Genomic DNA, 14,949 nt, shown 5'->3' with positions numbered 1-14,949 from the left:
TTTCAGCTGCCGACCTCAGCCTGCCGCAGCGCGGCCTCGAGACGCTCCGTGAAGGGCGAAGCGGTAAACTGTCGATGCAGCGCCGACGGCATATCGTCGGCGAAGGCCGGCATGATCTCGTAAAGAACCGCGCGCGCCTGATCCCGCGCCTCGTTCTCGTCGCCCGAATTATACGCCAGAACGCGCGCAATTGCGCCATAAGGCAGCGTCGGAACATCGGCGACGACCGCGCTCCGCAACGGGTTCGGCTCGGTTCCCTTGCCGAAATGGGCGAGATAGTCGAGCGAGTCGTAGAAGCTGATATGGGCCGGGTCGATCTGGCGCGCGATCGCCGACTGGGCGAGCGCCTGATCGTAGTAACCCGACGCGATCAGAGTGAGCACATATTGCGACCGCGACAGCGGATCGAGCGGGTTGGCGGTGACCGCCCGCAGGCCGATCGTGCGGGCAACGTCGAGATCGTCCTTGCCGAGCGCGACGACCGCCGCGGCCGTCAAGGCGCGCACATTCGTCGGCTCGAGCTGCAAGGCGCGCCGCGCCTCGGTCTCGGCATCCCGCAACGCGACCTGGGCCGAGCTTTCAACCGGATCCAGGCGATAGTCCTCGACGAGCAGCAGAGCGCGCGACGCGGCTGCCGTCGCAAAATTCGGATAGCGCGCGATCGTATCCCGCAGGCAGGCGTCGAGCTTCTGCCAGCTGCCGTCATCCAGGCGATGGTGCTGCAGTTGCGCGCTGATCATGCAGCCATAGTCGCCGATGCCGCCCTCGTCGGCCTCGCCGACATCCTTGCCGCCGGCGAGGTACTGGGCGATGGCGCCGAATTGCGGGGCGATCGCCGTGGTCGCGATCGCCACGACGCGCTCGATGCCAGAGTCCGATCCGAGCTCGTTCGGCTTCAGCTCCACACTGGCGCTCCAGATTACCTCGGCCGTCCCGGCCACCGAGAGGCGCATCGCCACGGTATTGGTCGTCTCGCCCAGCGTGACTTCGCCGTCGAGCCGGAAATCGGCCCGCTCGCTTCCCCGGGCGAGCACGCGCAATTCGGGGAAACGCGCGAGGGAGACCGTGAGGGTCGCCACCAGCTCGCGCGCCCGCTCGGCCGCGCTGCCGGCCGTATGCGTCGTGAAGGCCATCACCTCGACGCTGGGAAGGTAGGGCTGGTCGGCGCCCGGCCCGACGCCCGGGCCAAAGACATGCGTCGCGTTGACGACCGGCGTTCTGGCGACCGGTTGCGGAGCGAAAAGGGTGATGGCGCCATAGACCGCGACGGCGATGGAGGCGAGTGCGACGCCGATGATGAGCGCCAGGCGGCCGGCGCGCACGGGCAGCGGGTGCGCCTTTGCCGGCGCGGGCCGATCCTGCGGGGCGGCCGCCGGTGGCTCGGGCGCATCCACGGCCGGCGGCGGCGGGGCCGGTTCGAAGCGGGGTACGTAGGAACCGCGCCCGACGACGAGGTGCATCGTCTCGTCGGCGCCGCTGCCCTTGTAATAGGCAGTGAGCGTGCGCCGCAGGCGATTGGCCTCGACACGGACGATCGGATCGCGCTGGGCGTCGAAGCTCTCCGGACGGCCGAGAACGACCCTGCCGATGTTCTGTCCCTTGAGCAGATGCTCGTTGCCGGCGAGACGGGCCTCGACGACGTAGGTGAGAAAGGCGCAGAGCTGGGGCGAGGCGACGAGCTCCGGGCTCGCCAGCGCCTTGCGCAGGGCGGCGCGCACCTCGGCGGGCGGGAAGGCCGAATCGATCTCGGTCGAGGGGCGGTCGGCGTCGGGCATGTAGTTCAACGCCCTTCCCCGCCGCCGGCAGGGACGCGGCCAGCATCCAGCGACCGCTCCCGGAGAAGCGCGACACTGCCCTCGCCGGGCAGCCGGACTAACCTTATCCGCGGAATGGCTGCATGCTCATTCAAGGCAACCTCCGAGCCAGGGGGACAACTCGATCACCAACCCACACAATCTCGACAAACGAACTAGAGGTGTAGGGTCCACGATCTACAATCACAGGACGTCGAACCGAGACACCAATGAAATCATAAACTTGGGTAGCATGACCCGAGGCCACGCCGAACCGGCAAAACAGACATCCTTCTGTTTTTCAACCCATTCCTTACGTTACGCTAACCCGCACTGCTATCATGTCTAGATCATGACCGGGAGTTGCCGGAGAGCGCTTTGCCGCAGCCGCCACGATCGGTCTCTTCGATCCCTTCCCGGACGCGCTTCCGTTGCAGCTGCGCATCAGCGTGGCGGCGAACATGCAAACTCCCGGCCAAGCCGAGCGGCGCGCTTGACCCCCGCAAGGGGAAGCAATACGCCCGGGCGCATGACCAACACGACTTCCCCCCTCGCAGTCGCCGGACTGTCGGAACTCGCCTCCCAGTATCCCGTCGTGCTCAGCGACGTCTGGGGCGTCATCCACAATGGCGTGCGCGCCTTTGCGCCGGCCTGCGATGCGCTCCGGCGCTATCGCGCGCAGGGCGGCATCGTCGTGCTCATCACCAATGCGCCCCGCACCAGCCAGCACATCGTCGACCAGATGAACGGGCTGGGCGTCGGGCCCGACTGCTACGACGGCATCGTCACCTCGGGCGACGTGACCCGCGGCCTGCTCGAGGCGCGCGGCGCCGCCAAGACCTTCCATGTCGGCAACGAGCGCGAGAAATCGCTCTACGAGGGCCTGCCGCTGCAACTGGTCGGCGAGGACGAGGCGGAACTGATCTCCTGCACCGGCCTGTTCGACGACAGCGTCGAGACGCCGGATGATTATGCCGCGCGTTTCGCCAGCTGGCGCAAGCGCGACCTGCCTATGATCTGCGCCAATCCCGACATCGTGGTGGAGCGCGGCGAGCGCTTCGTCTGGTGCGCCGGCTCGCTCGCCGAGCGCTACACCGCGCTGGGCGGCACAAGCTTCGTCGCCGGCAAGCCGAACCCGCCGATCTACGAGGCCGCGCTCCGCAAGGCATCGGCCATCCGGGGAAGCCACGTCGAGAAGCAGGAAGTGCTGGCGATCGGCGACGGCGCGCCGACGGATCTGCGCGGCGCCTGCCAGCAGGATCTCGACGTGCTGTTCGTCACCGGCGGCATCCATTCGGCGAGCTTCGGCCCGGACCATGCCCCGGAGGCCGGCGCCGTGCACGGCTTCCTCGTCGAGAACCGGCTGGCGGTCCGCGCCTATATTCCGCACCTCGCCTGGTGATCCACCACGAGTGTCCCGCTCCGGTGGGGCAAACGAAACAGACGTCTTGACCCTGTCGAGCCGAGAGGCCAGTTTCCGGCCGCAGCCGCCGACACCACGCCGGCGGGCTCACCTGGAGCCAACATGACCAGCGCCCCCGCGCACCTGCTGCCGGCCCGGATCCTGCCGCTCGATGCCATTCCGGCCGATTGTCGCGGCGGCGCCGTCGCGATCGGCAATTTCGACGGCATGCATCGCGGCCATCAGGCGCTGCTGGAAGCCGCGCGCAGCGAAGGCAGCGCCCACCAGGCGCCGGCGCTGCTGCTGACCTTCGAGCCGCACCCGCGCTCCGTTTTCCGGCCCGACAGCCCGCTGTTCCGCCTTTCGACCATGGAGGCGAAGGCGCGGCTGGCAGCGGCGTTCGGGCTGGACGGCATCGTCGTCGCCCGTTTCGACAGGGAATTCGCCGAGACCAGCGCCGATGACTTCGTCGACAAGATCCTGGTCGAGCGGCTCGGCATCACGGCGGCGATCATCGGCCACGACTTCCAGTTCGGCCACGACCGGCTCGGCTCCCCGGCCTTCCTGGCGCATCAGGGCGCGCGACACGGCTTCACGGTTTCGGTTCTCGGCGCCGTCATCGACGGCAACGGCCAGTCGTTCTCGTCCAGCCGCGTGCGCCAGAGCCTGGAGCAAGGCGAGATCGAGCGGGCCAATTCCGAGCTCGGTTATCGCTGGTTCGTCATGGGCAAGGTCCAGCATGGCGACAAGCGCGGGCGCGAGCTCGGCTATCCGACGGCCAATGTGCGGCTTCCGGCCGATTGCGGGCTGGCGCTCGGGATCTACGCCGTCACCCTCACCCGCGCCGACGGCACGACGCACGACGCCGTCGCGAGCTATGGCCGCCGGCCGACCTTCGACAATGGCGCGGTGCTGCTCGAGGTGCATGTCTTCGACTTTGCCGACTCGCTTTACGATGAGGCCGTCGTCATTACCTTCCATCGTTTCCTGCGCGGCGAGGAGCGTTTCGAGAGCATTGACGCGCTGATCGCGCAGATGGATCGGGATTCGGAGGCGGCCCGCCGGATTCTCGCCAATGCCGGGCCGGGCACCTCGCTCGACCAGCGGCTGGCCCTCATCGCGCCATCCGCCGATGTTGCCCCGGCCCTGTCCATCCGTTAGAAGGACGCCCGAGACCGTGCCGGAATTTTGCCTGCTTTTCTGCGTTTAACCACGACACAGGTTAAGGTGTGCCGATTCGAGCGCGCCCAGGAGTGACCGATCGACATGCCCGCATCGACTGTTCAGCGATTTCTGATTTTGCCTGCGGGCGCCCTGTTGGCGACCGCGCTCGCAGGATGTTCGGGGACCACCTACGGCACCGGCGTATCGCCCGAGAAGCAGACGCTGACGGACGTGATGAGCATCGCGAGCCTCGGCTCCGAGGACCGGCCGCAGATCGACTACAAGCCGCGCGGTGGTATCGTCGTGCCGCCGAGCCAGAGCCTGCCGCAGCCGGTCAACACGGCCTCGGCCGCCACCGACATGAACTGGCCCAAGGATCCGGACGTCGCCAGGCGCAAGAAGCGCGAGAACGACGCCGTCGCCCCGAATAGCGAAGGCGCGCCGAACCTGAAGCTGGCGCCCGGCCAGACCACCTTCAGCCGCCGCGAGGAAGAATATTCCGAAGCCCGCCGCGCCGAAGGCAAGAAGGCCTGGGACGCGCTGCACAAGGGCAAGGGCGGCTCCTATGACGCCCAGGGCAATGCCACCCGCAAGTATCTCACCGAGCCGCCGGTCGCCTATCGCGAGGCCGACCCCAACGCGCCGATGGAAGAGCCGGCGAAGGTGAAGAAGAAGTTCGACGTCAGCAAGCTCTGGCCGTTCTAGAGCTTCGACCGGTCATCACATCAGCGGGCGCCTCGGGCGCCCGTTTTGTTTTGCGCCCTAGCGGACGATCACGCGCGCGCCGACATCGACCCGCTCGTAGAGATCGACGACATCCTCGTTCCGCATCCGGAAGCAGCCCGACGAGACGGCCTTGCCGATCGTCCACGGCTCGTTCGAGCCATGGATGCGATAGAGCGTCGAGCCAAGATAGAGCGCGCGGGCGCCGAGCGGATTGTTCGGCCCGCCTTCCATGCGCACCGGCAGGCCTGGCCGGCGCTTGCGCATCTCCGGCGGCGGCGTCCAGGTCGGCCACTCGGCCTTGCGCGTGACGCTGTGGGTGCCGACCCAGTCGAACCCGGCCTTGCCGACCCCGACGCCATAGCGCCGCGCGCTACCGTCCGCCTCGACCAGATAGAGGTAGCGCGACGCCGTATCGATGACGATCGTGCCTGCCGCCTCGTTGCCGTCATAGGGAATGACCGTCGGCAGGAAAGCCGGATCGAAGTCGCGCCGCGCCTTGCGCTGCTTGGACGGCGCCGCATTCGACACCAGCCCGGCGCTCTCCTGCGTCGCCGGCCGCACTCTCCGCACTACCGGCCGATCCACGCTGCGCTCGCGGATCCGCGGTCGCTCCGGATAGCCTTCGTCGATCAGGACGGGCGGCCGCGGCGTATATCGATCATTGGCCGCGGCGCCGATCGTCAGGCCGATCAGGATCAGGCTGGCCAGGGTCATCGGATGCAGCAGGCTTCGCATGGGCCCCCTCGGAACATTCGGCGCGACGTTCGGCCGGACGTCGATCGCGGGGGATCTCGGCCAGCCAGCCGTCACGCTAGCCAGCCTGAGGCAAAGGAAGCATGAATCCGGGACGTTGCCGCCCGTTATGGTGAACGAAGCCCTAGCGGCGATGCATCCGCGCGGAGCCGGCGCGGCGGGGACTTGCTCTGCCTACCCTCGAAAAGCTAGAACAAAGCACGAACCTCTCAACAGCCCGCGAGCGCCCCATGCCCCTCCCCGATGGACTTCTTGCCGGTGACGACGGACTGGCCCGGTGCTGGTGGTCGCACGGCACCGAGATGTACCAGGCCTATCACGACAAGGAATGGGGGCGGCCGGTGACGGACGATCGCCGTCTGTTCGAGAAATTGTGCCTCGAGGGCTTTCAGTCCGGCCTGTCCTGGCTGACGATCCTGAAGAAACGCGAGAACTTCCGGAACGCCTTCGAAGGCTTCGATCCGGAAAAGATCGCGCGCTTCGGCGAGGCCGATGTCGCGAGGCTGCTCGCCGACACGGGCATCGTCCGCCATCGCGGCAAGATCGCCTCGACCATCAACAATGCGAAGCAGGCGCTGAAGCTGATCGAAACCGAAGGCTCGATCGCAGCCTATGTGTGGAGTTTCGAGCCGCCGGCGAGCGAGCGCCCGGCGCGGTTCGTCAAAGGAGAAATGCCGGCGACATCGCCGACCTCGGTCCGGCTTTCGAAGGATCTCAAGCGGCGCGGCTGGAGCTTCGTCGGGCCGACCACCGTCTATGCCTTCATGCAGGCCATGGGGCTCGTCAACGACCACCTCGAAGGCTGTCATTGCCGCGCCGAAGCCTTGCGGCTGCGTCAGGGGCTGACGCTGCCCGGCAGGGCGGCGGCTCAGTAGCCGCCGTAGGAGCGCCGGCCGCGGCGGTCGAGATCGCGCTGGATCATCTCAAGGTCGATGAGATCGCCGGCCTGGGCGAGCCGCTCGGCCTCGGGATCGTAGTTGACGTAGTCAGACCAGCTGCGCTTCAGCTTCTTCAGGGACTTGAACATTTGCGTCTCTCCCTTTCATGGGGTGATGACGCAAAGGTAAGCCGCATTTCGCTGCATTGCAAAACACGATATCGCAACGCAGCAATGCGATGCACGCATGACGCGTCGCCAAGCCGGCGAACCAGCCTGGCGGCTGCCGATCAGGCGGCGCGGCCGTCGATGCGGCCGAGCAGATGCTCCGTCAGCGGGCTCGTTGCCGAGAAGACCGTCTCGATGCGGGCGACCGAAACGGTGCGCGCGCCGGCGCCCGTCCGCAGCCATTCCGCGCAGGCATAGACCTTCGAGGCCGGGCAATGCAGCAGGAACTGGCCGTTGGCGAGGCCGAACGGCGCCGTCGCGCCGAAACGGTCGGCCGCGACCCTGGCCGCGCCCTCGGGATCGACGACGTCGGCGCGGATCTCCCGCAGCGAACGCCCCGCCGCCTCCGCCTCGATCCGGTCCAGAATGGTGCGCAGCGCGCCGCGCGCAGCCCCGCTCCAGTTGGTAGAAAGGCTCGCGACCAGATGCGCCTCGGACTGCAGGATGACGCCGTCGCCGATGACCTTGAGCGCATTGGCGGCGAGCGTCGATCCGGTCGAGGTGATGTCGACGATGAGATCGGCGGCGCCCGAAGCCGGCGCCCCCTCCGTCGCGCCGAGGCTCTCGACGATGCGGTAGTCGGCGATGCCGTGCTGCGTGAAGAAGCGACGCGTCAGGTTGACGTATTTCGTCGCGACGGTCAGCCAGCGGCCATGGCCGGCGCGGAAGTCGGCGGCGACGTCGTCGAGATCCGCCATGCAGCGAACGTCGATCCACGCTTCCGGCACGGCGACGACGACATCGGCATGGCCGAAGCCGAGCGGCAGGACCAGATCGAGCCGCTGGGCGAAGTCGGAGACTTCCTCCTCGACGAGATCGCGGCCGGTAATGCCGAGATGGACGGACCCGGCCGCCAGCTCGCGCGTGATTTCGGAGGCCGAGAGGAACGCGACCTCGACATCCGGCAGGCCGCCGATGCGGCCGCGATAGCTGCGGGCGCTGCCCTGCTGCACCACCGGAAGCCCGGCGCGCGCGAAGAAGGCGTTGGCGTTTTCCTGCAGCCGGCCCTTGGAGGGGACGGCGAGAACGAGCGGGGCGTCGGTCATGCCGTTACTTCCTTCACGCGATCGAGCCAGAGGGCGAAGCCAACGGCGGGCACGGTCGACTTGGCGCCGAGGAGCGGCATCAGCCGGTCATAGCGGCCGCCGCCGACGACCTGCTGGCCGGCGGGTAGCGCCTTGTCGTAGATCTCGAAGACGAAGCCCGAATAATAGTCGAGGCGACGGCCGAAATCGGCGGCGAAGTCGAGGCGGTCGAGATCGATGCCGCGCCGGGCGAGGCCATCGGCGCGCTTCTCGAAGCCGTCGATCGTCGCGTCAATGTCGATCTTTTCCTCGGTGGCGAGCGCCCTCAGATCCTCGATCACGGCGGTCGGCTTGCCGACGACCCGGAGGAAGCGAAGCAGGACCGCCCGGGCGCGCTCGTCGAGCCCGCCGCCGGCGGCCAGCGCCGACTGCTCGAGGAAGCGATCGGCGATCTCGCCGGCCGAACGGCCGCCGACGGCGCGAATGCCGGCGATCGACAGCAGATCCTCGACGATCCGGTGCGCGGCGTCGTGGTCGGTGCCGTCGAGCGCGGCCAGGAAGCCGGCATGCGCCGGCGCCTCGGCCGGCTTGCCGCCGGAGAGCCGCTCGATCGTCGCGTCGAGCCGGGTCCGGTCGCCGAAGGCGCGCGACAGGCGGCGCTTCCAGACGGCGGCGACGCCCAGCTGGTCGATGACGGCGGCGAACAGCGCGGAATCGCCGATCCGCACGATCGGCTCGTCGAGGCCGAAGACGCGGACGGCGTCGAGCGCCAGCGCCAGGACGTCGGCATCGGCGGTTATGCGGTCGGTGCGGCCGAGCGACTCGATGCCGGCCTGCAGGAACTCGCCATTGACGCCGCCCTCGCGCTGCCGGAAGACCGGGCCGAGATAGGCGTAGTCGGCCGTGCGGTGCGCGTCGCCGGAGGCGAGGTGCTGCAGGCAGACCGGAATGGTGAACTCGGGCCGGAGGCACTGCTCGCGGCCCTCGGCGTTCGACGTCAGATAGAGCCGGCGACGCAGATCCTCGCCCGCCACGTCGAGAAAGACGTCGGCGTCGGAGACGATCGGCGGCTCGACGAAGCGGTAGCCCGCCTCGGAAAGAAGTACGCGCAGTTGCGTCGTATCGACCATGTCCGTCACCCCGCTTGCCGCGCCAGGATTTCGCGTACCGCCGCGACCAGATCGGCCTCGGGCACCTCGACCTGGGCGGGACGCGCCTCGCGCCAGGTGGCGTTGTCAGTGATCTCCGCCGACATCTGCTTGCCGAGCGCCAGATCCTTGACCTGGATGACGCCCTTCGCCTTCTCGTCCCCGCCCTGGATGATCACGCAGGGCGCGTTGCGCTTGTCGGCATATTTCAGCTGCGCCTTCGGGCCGGAACCGCCGAGATAGAGCTCGGCGCGGATGCCGGCGTCGCGCAGGTCCTTGACCATCTTCTGGTATTCGCCGACGCGGTCGCGGTCGAAGATCGTCACGACGACCGGACCAACCTCGGCTTCCTCGGAAACCTTGCCGAGCGCCGTCAGCGCCGCCATCAGGCGGGAGACGCCAATCGAGAAGCCGGTGGCCGGGATCGATTCACTGCGGAAGCGGCCGACCAGCCCGTCATAGCGGCCACCGCCGCCGACCGAGCCGAAGCGCGCCGGCTCGCCCTTCTCGTTCACCGTCTCGAACAGGAGCTCGGCCTCGAAGACGGGGCCGGTGTAATATTCGAGGCCGCGCACGACGGAGGGGTCGATCTTGATGCGGTCGGCATAACCCGCCGCCGTGGTGATGATGGCGATCTGGTCAAGCTCGTTCAGGCCCTCGACGCCGGACGGGCCAAGCTCGATGTGCTTGCGGATGCTCTCGACGGTCGCCTCGTTGCCGACGCTCGACTGCGCGGCGACATATTGCATCACCGTCGCGACGCCCGCCTCGTCGAGGCCGGCGCCCTTGGTGAAGTCCCCGCTCTCGTCCTTGCGGCCTTCGCCGAGCAGGAGCTTGACGCCCTCGGGACCGAATTTGTCGAGCTTGTCGATGGCGCGCAGCACCGTCAGCCGCTTGCCGGCGTTCTCGGGTCCGGCGAGGCCGATCGCCTCCATGACGCCGTCGAGCACCTTGCGGTTGTTGACGCGGATCAGATAGTCGCCGCGCTGGATGCCGAGCGCTTCCAGCGTGTCGGCCATCATCATGCACATCTCGGCGTCGGCGGCCGGCGACGCGGCGCCCACCGTGTCGGCGTCGAACTGCATGAACTGGCGGAAGCGGCCCGGGCCCGGCTTCTCGTTGCGGAAAACCCAGCCGTTGCGATAGCTGCGATAGGGCTTCGGCAGCTGGTCGTAGTTCTCGGCGACATAGCGGGCGAGCGGCGCCGTCAAATCGTAGCGCAGGCTCAGCCACTGCTCGTCATCGTCCTGAAACGAGAACACGCCCTCGTTCGGACGGTCCTGGTCCGGCAGGAACTTGCCGAGCGAATCCGTGTATTCGATCAGCGGCGTCTCGACCGGCTCGAAGCCGTAGAGCTCGTACACGCCTCGAATCGTTGAGATCATCCGATCGGCCGTCTTGATCGCGCCGGCATGGCGATCGACGAGCCCACGCGGCAGGCGCGCCTTCAGGGCGTTCGTCTTGTCTTTCTCGGCCATTTCCGTCGATCCCGTCTCTCACGCGATACGTCTTGTACCGCATCAATTGGTACGTTTTGTACCGCGTCCAGCGGCGCGTTTCGTACCGCATCGACCGTGAACGGGCAACCTCACGTGCCGATGACACCAAAGCAAAAAGGCCGCCCGGAGGCGGCCTTTCTATGTCTCGAAGGATCGCAGCGATCAGATCGCGCGGCCGATCTTGGCGTCGACCGAATACTCGTTGCCGCCCTTGAAGACGAAGTAGAGCGCGGCGAAGAACCAGAGCGAGGCGTATTCGAAGCCGCCGTTGGCTGCGAAGAAGCCGTTGCCGATATGGACGGAGAGCGTCGCGACCAGCAGGACGAAGGCGGCGACGAGGGCTGCCGGGCGGGTCAACAGGCCGATCGCCAGGAACAGGCCGCCGAAGAACTCACCGAGGCCGGCGAGCGTCGCCAGCAGCACGGCGGGCTGAAGACCGATCTGGGCGAAGAAGCCGGCCGTGCCCTCAATGCCGCCACCGCCGAACAGGCCGAAAAGCTTCTGCGCGCCATGCGGCACCAGCCAGAAGCCGACGACGAAGCGCAGCAGCGCCTCGAAGACCGGTGTAGCCGAGTAGATCCCGCTAAAGGCAGGCACGATCAACTTCTGCGACGTGGTATCGGACATTGCTCTCTCCAGGCGCCATCATGGCTGTTCAATTTAATCTGACGCCAAGATTAATTCATTACACGCCTGACCGAAACATAGCAGCGACACGACACACTGTTCGACAGAGGTAAACAATTGCGTCCATAGAGCCTCACGGGAAATACAATCTCAGGCCGGCGCCAGCGCCGGCTCGGACCGCTCAACGAGCACATGACTGCCGCCGCCGTTCTCGACGAGTTCGAGGATGCGGTCATGCAGCGCCGTCAGGCTCGAACGATGGCCGATCGAGATCACCGTCGTCTGCGGCAGCCTCTCGCGGATCAGATTGTAGACGGCGGCTTCGGCTTTCTCGTCGAGCGCGCTCGTCGCCTCGTCAAGCAGCAGCCAGTCGGGCGCGGCGAGGATCGCCCGGGCAATGGCGACGCGCTGTTGCTCGCCGCCCGACAGGCGGTTGCCCCAATGCACGTCAACGTCGAGCTCGGGCACCAGCCGCGACAAGCCAACCGCCTGCAGCGCGTCCTCCGCCTGCTCCGTCGAGAGCGTTTCGGGATCGCGTGGATAGGCGAGCGCGGCGCGGATCGTACCGAGCGGCATGTAGGCCCCCTGCGGCAGGGTCAGGAGATCGGCCCCCTGCGGGATGTGGATCGAGCCGTTGCCGAACGGCCAGATGCCGCTGAGCGCCCGAAACAGGCTCGACTTGCCCGAGCCGGACGGACCGGTGAGCAGCACACGCTCGCGCGGCACCAGCGTCAGCGCCGGCACATCGACGATCTCGCGGCCGTCCGGAAGATGGACGGTCAGGTCGCGGATGACGAGATCCGACGCGGCGCTGTCGGGCTGCAGCGACGGCCCCTGGCGCTCCAGCTCTTCGGAGTGCTCGATCGCATGCTCGAAACCGTCGAGACGATCGACCACCGCCTTCCAGCCCGCAAGCGTCGAATAGGCCGTGACGAAGAAGGACAGCGCCCCCTGCACCGTGCCGAAGGCGGAGGCGACCTGCGTCAGGCCGCCGAGTTCGATCGTGCCGGCGAAATAGAGGGGGCTGATCAGGATGAACGGAAAGATGACGGCGAGCTGGCTGTAGCCGGCGGTCAGGAAGGTCAGCCGCTTGGTCCGGCTCATGATCTGATAGAAATTGGAAAGCACCGAGCCGAAGCGGTCGTAGAGACCGGCGCGCTCGGCCGGCTCGCCTTTCAGAAGCGCGACCTCCTCGCCGTTCTCGCGCAGGCGCACCAGCGCGAAGCGGAAATCGGCTTCAAAGCGCTGCTGCTGGTAGCTCAGCGCCACCAGCGGCTTGCCGACCCAGTGCGTCAGCGCCGTGCCTATAATCGCGTATCCGAGCGCCAGCCAGACAAGATAGCCCGGAATGGCGTAGCTCTTGCCGAAGATGATCAGTGGCGCCGACGAGGACAGGCTCCAGAGAATGAAGATGAAGGTGATGAGCGTGACGATCTGGCCGAGCAACGCCACGCCGATCGACAGCGCACCGTCGGTAAAGCGGTCGGCGTCCTCGGCGATACGCTGGTCGGGATTGTCGGCGGGATTGCCGGCCAGGCGCATACGATAATGCGTGCCCTTCGCCATCCAGCCGTTCACGTATTTCTGCGTCAGCCAGTTGCGCCAGCGGATCTGCAACCATTGCGAGAAGTAGAGCTGATAGACCGTCGTAATGATCGTCAGCGCCGCGATCCAGGAGAACACGACGAACATCTGGTAGGCGAAGGTCGACCAGTCCTTCTTCTGAAGGGCTGTATAGAAATCGTTGTTCCAATAGTTGAATTTTACGTCCAGCCAGACATTGAAAAGCCTGAGCCCGATGACGACGGCCAGAAGGCCGAGCGCCACCCACATGTCTGATGAACGAAAATAGGGAAGCGCGATTCGCAGCACGGTCGCCAGTGCTGACTTAAGCTTGCGCATGTAGATCTCCAACCGGCACAGGTGGCCTGACTGTCGGCCCCACTATCGCGGCGGGCGTCTGACGGCGAGATGGCCGCCACGTTACCGAAACTTAATGAGCCAACTGGAGAATGCAGGCTCTGTGATCGCAATCACAATCACGGCCCCGTGATTCGCACGAAGGTTGCCGCTGATAGACCGCGATCCTATCGTGCGAATATTCAAAACGGCGCTTCATGGCGCAAACCGGCCTGATAGGGGGGACATGATGAATTTCAAACGCACCTTGGCAGCTTCGCTTCTCGCCGGAGCGGTGTCCTTCACCGCCGGCGGCACGGCCCATGCCGAGAACTTCTTCAAGATGCTTTTCCAGGGCAGCGACAATTTCCGCCCGCAGGCCTCCGGGCCGGGCGCCGCGGTTCCCTACAAATACCAGCGCCAGCGCGTCCGCTACGAGACCAACGAGAAGCCCGGCACGATCGTCATCCACTCGGACGAGAAGTTCCTCTATCTCGTCGAGGGCAACGGCAAGGCCATGCGCTACGGCGTCGGCGTCGGCCGCGAGGGCTTCGGCTGGAAGGGCAATGTCACGGTCGGCCGCAAGGCGGAATGGCCGGGCTGGACGCCGCCGCCCCAGATGATCGCCCGCGAGCGCGCCAAGGGCCGCATCCTGCCGGCCTATATGGAGGGCGGCCCGAAGAACCCGCTCGGTGCCCGCGCCATGTATCTCTATCGCGGCGGCCAGGACACGATCTTCCGCATTCACGGCACCAGCGAGCCCTGGACGATCGGCCACAACGTGTCGTCAGGCTGCATCCGCCTCGTCAACGCCGATGTCAGCGACCTCTATTCGCGCGTGCCGATCGGCACCAAGGTCGTCGTCCGCTGAAGTTGAAGTCGGGCGGCTCCGGCCGCCCGCCCGCTCGGATCAGCCGGCGGTGGAAACCGCCTGCTGCGCCCGATAGGACCGCATGAAGACGACGACGGCGCTGTCGACACGGCGTGCGATTTCCGCGGCGTTGGGGGTATCGATGACCCCGAACAGGACGCTGCGCATGACGCCGCTCTGCGACAGTTCGACGAACTGCTGGGCGGCGAGCAGGCAATCCTCGATATCGAGCACGCCCGCCTTGGTCTGGGCATCGAGATATTTGGCGAGCAGCTCCGTGCAGAGCAGCGGCCCGTTCGAATAGAACTCGACCCCGATCTCCGGCATCCGGTTGATGATCGAGAACACCGACCGCATCGCCTTGATGTAATAGGGCTTGGTCAGGATCTCGCAGAGCTCCCGGCCGAATTTCTTTAGAACCGCCTCGACATTGTGGTTTTCGAAATCGAGCGTGACGATCCGGAAGAGCTCTTCGCGCTTCTCCGACGAGATCAGCTCGACGAACAAGCGCTCCTTGTTGGCGAAATAGACATAGAGCGTGCCCTTCGAAACGCCCGCGGCCCGCGCGATGTCGTTCATGCTCGCCGCGTCGAAGCCCTTCTCCAAAAAGACCTGGCTGGCGCCGCGCATGATCTGCTCGCGCTTTCGTGAATCCTGCCCTGCCCCATCCTCTTGGGCAATGTCAGGCGTATCTACGAATGCCACGGTCTTTCTCCCTTCCCGGGCGCCTTGGCCGCTAGCGGCCTTGAATCGCGTCCGTTTCGTCGTCGTTTCAAAAATACCAAGAAGCGGCGGCCCATCCAATCAACGCCAACTTGTGTTGCAGCGCAGAATTTTTTTGACCGAACCGTTCAGTTCGATCTTGATTTAGGCGATCGATGGGACTAGTTCAAGCACCCAATGACCGAACCGTTCGGTCAACGAGCTTTTCGGGGCA

General features: G+C 66.4%; 14 protein-coding genes. 5 read left to right on the top strand and 9 right to left on the bottom strand.

Annotated features, from left to right (window positions below):
- Window positions 1-2: 2 nt before the first annotated feature.
- Window positions 3-1,784, bottom strand: a complete 1,782-nt coding sequence (locus K32_RS05455) for a hypothetical protein (protein ID WP_201403054.1) — start codon at window positions 1,782-1,784, stop codon at window positions 3-5.
- Window positions 1,785-2,322: 538 nt separating this feature from the next.
- On the opposite strand from K32_RS05455, the gene K32_RS05450 reads away from it, so the two are divergent.
- From K32_RS05450 to K32_RS05440, 3 genes are all read left to right on the top strand, one after another.
- On the top strand, window positions 2,323-3,195 hold the full coding sequence (locus K32_RS05450) for a TIGR01459 family HAD-type hydrolase (RefSeq protein WP_201403053.1): 873 nt from the start codon (window positions 2,323-2,325) through the stop codon (window positions 3,193-3,195).
- A 123-nt stretch (window positions 3,196-3,318) separates the two neighbouring features.
- The gene (locus K32_RS05445) at window positions 3,319-4,356 is read left to right on the top strand and encodes a bifunctional riboflavin kinase/FAD synthetase (protein ID WP_201403052.1); all 1,038 of its coding nucleotides are present in this window, start codon (window positions 3,319-3,321) and stop codon (window positions 4,354-4,356) included.
- 156 nt (window positions 4,357-4,512) lie between these two features.
- Complete coding sequence (locus K32_RS05440; protein WP_201403051.1) at window positions 4,513-5,064, top strand: hypothetical protein; 552 nt, start codon at window positions 4,513-4,515, stop codon at window positions 5,062-5,064.
- Window positions 5,065-5,121: 57 nt separating this feature from the next.
- On the opposite strand, the gene K32_RS05435 is transcribed toward K32_RS05440, so the two are convergent.
- The gene (locus K32_RS05435; RefSeq protein ID WP_201403050.1) at window positions 5,122-5,820 is read right to left on the bottom strand and encodes a L,D-transpeptidase; all 699 of its coding nucleotides are present in this window, start codon (window positions 5,818-5,820) and stop codon (window positions 5,122-5,124) included.
- A gap of 248 nt (window positions 5,821-6,068) precedes the next feature.
- Here K32_RS05435 and K32_RS05430 point away from each other — a divergent pair, with 248 nt between their 5' ends.
- Window positions 6,069-6,713 (top strand): DNA-3-methyladenine glycosylase I, encoded by a 645-nt coding sequence (locus tag K32_RS05430; protein ID WP_201403049.1) that lies wholly within the window; start codon window positions 6,069-6,071, stop codon window positions 6,711-6,713.
- Here K32_RS05430 and K32_RS05425 read toward each other — a convergent pair.
- From K32_RS05425 to K32_RS05400, 6 genes are all read right to left on the bottom strand, one after another.
- Window positions 6,707-6,865, bottom strand: a complete 159-nt coding sequence (locus K32_RS05425) for a hypothetical protein (RefSeq protein WP_201403048.1) — start codon at window positions 6,863-6,865, stop codon at window positions 6,707-6,709. The two genes, K32_RS05430 and K32_RS05425, sit on opposite strands and share 7 nt — an antisense overlap.
- A gap of 140 nt (window positions 6,866-7,005) precedes the next feature.
- The gene (gene hisG, locus K32_RS05420; RefSeq protein ID WP_201403047.1) at window positions 7,006-7,989 is read right to left on the bottom strand and encodes an ATP phosphoribosyltransferase; all 984 of its coding nucleotides are present in this window, start codon (window positions 7,987-7,989) and stop codon (window positions 7,006-7,008) included.
- Window positions 7,986-9,098 (bottom strand): ATP phosphoribosyltransferase regulatory subunit, encoded by a 1,113-nt coding sequence (locus tag K32_RS05415; RefSeq protein ID WP_201403046.1) that lies wholly within the window; start codon window positions 9,096-9,098, stop codon window positions 7,986-7,988. The genes hisG and K32_RS05415 overlap by 4 nt, the downstream gene beginning before the upstream one ends.
- Before the next feature lie 5 nt (window positions 9,099-9,103).
- Window positions 9,104-10,594 (bottom strand): histidine--tRNA ligase, encoded by a 1,491-nt coding sequence (gene hisS, locus K32_RS05410; RefSeq protein WP_201403045.1) that lies wholly within the window; start codon window positions 10,592-10,594, stop codon window positions 9,104-9,106.
- A 183-nt stretch (window positions 10,595-10,777) separates the two neighbouring features.
- Complete coding sequence (locus tag K32_RS05405; protein WP_201403044.1) at window positions 10,778-11,242, bottom strand: DoxX family protein; 465 nt, start codon at window positions 11,240-11,242, stop codon at window positions 10,778-10,780.
- Window positions 11,243-11,392: 150 nt separating this feature from the next.
- The gene (locus K32_RS05400) at window positions 11,393-13,144 is read right to left on the bottom strand and encodes an ABC transporter ATP-binding protein/permease (protein ID WP_201403043.1); all 1,752 of its coding nucleotides are present in this window, start codon (window positions 13,142-13,144) and stop codon (window positions 11,393-11,395) included.
- A 244-nt stretch (window positions 13,145-13,388) separates the two neighbouring features.
- Between K32_RS05400 and K32_RS05395 the strand changes: the two genes are divergently transcribed.
- Window positions 13,389-14,012: a L,D-transpeptidase gene (locus K32_RS05395; protein WP_371812965.1), complete on the top strand. Its 624-nt coding sequence runs from the start codon at window positions 13,389-13,391 to the stop codon at window positions 14,010-14,012.
- 39 nt (window positions 14,013-14,051) lie between these two features.
- Here the strand turns inward: K32_RS05395 and K32_RS05390 are convergent, their stop codons facing one another.
- Window positions 14,052-14,717, bottom strand: a complete 666-nt coding sequence (locus K32_RS05390; RefSeq protein WP_201403042.1) for a TetR/AcrR family transcriptional regulator — start codon at window positions 14,715-14,717, stop codon at window positions 14,052-14,054.
- Between the last annotated feature and the right edge of the window lie 232 nt (window positions 14,718-14,949).

The sequence above is a fragment of the Kaistia sp. 32K genome (assembly GCF_016629525.1).
Taxonomy (GTDB): Bacteria; Pseudomonadota; Alphaproteobacteria; order Rhizobiales; family Kaistiaceae; genus Kaistia.
This window is presented reverse-complemented; position numbering and strand designations above follow the sequence as displayed.

Excerpts from the sequence above, each read along its gene's own strand:
- K32_RS05435 (WP_201403050.1), bottom strand. The coding sequence starts at position 5,820 with ATGCGAAGCCTGCTGCATCCGATGACCCTGGCCAGCCTGATCCTGATC.
- K32_RS05450 (WP_201403053.1), top strand. The coding sequence starts at position 2,323 with ATGACCAACACGACTTCCCCCCTCGCAGTCGCCGGACTGTCGGAACTC.
- K32_RS05445 (WP_201403052.1), top strand. The coding sequence starts at position 3,319 with ATGACCAGCGCCCCCGCGCACCTGCTGCCGGCCCGGATCCTGCCGCTC.
- K32_RS05395 (WP_371812965.1), top strand. The coding sequence starts at position 13,389 with ATGATGAATTTCAAACGCACCTTGGCAGCTTCGCTTCTCGCCGGAGCG.
- hisS (WP_201403045.1), bottom strand. The coding sequence starts at position 10,594 with ATGGCCGAGAAAGACAAGACGAACGCCCTGAAGGCGCGCCTGCCGCGT.
- hisG (WP_201403047.1), bottom strand. The coding sequence starts at position 7,989 with ATGACCGACGCCCCGCTCGTTCTCGCCGTCCCCTCCAAGGGCCGGCTG.
- K32_RS05400 (WP_201403043.1), bottom strand. The coding sequence starts at position 13,144 with ATGCGCAAGCTTAAGTCAGCACTGGCGACCGTGCTGCGAATCGCGCTT.
- K32_RS05405 (WP_201403044.1), bottom strand. The coding sequence starts at position 11,242 with ATGTCCGATACCACGTCGCAGAAGTTGATCGTGCCTGCCTTTAGCGGG.
- K32_RS05430 (WP_201403049.1), top strand. The coding sequence starts at position 6,069 with ATGCCCCTCCCCGATGGACTTCTTGCCGGTGACGACGGACTGGCCCGG.
- K32_RS05425 (WP_201403048.1), bottom strand. The coding sequence starts at position 6,865 with ATGTTCAAGTCCCTGAAGAAGCTGAAGCGCAGCTGGTCTGACTACGTC.
- K32_RS05415 (WP_201403046.1), bottom strand. The coding sequence starts at position 9,098 with ATGGTCGATACGACGCAACTGCGCGTACTTCTTTCCGAGGCGGGCTAC.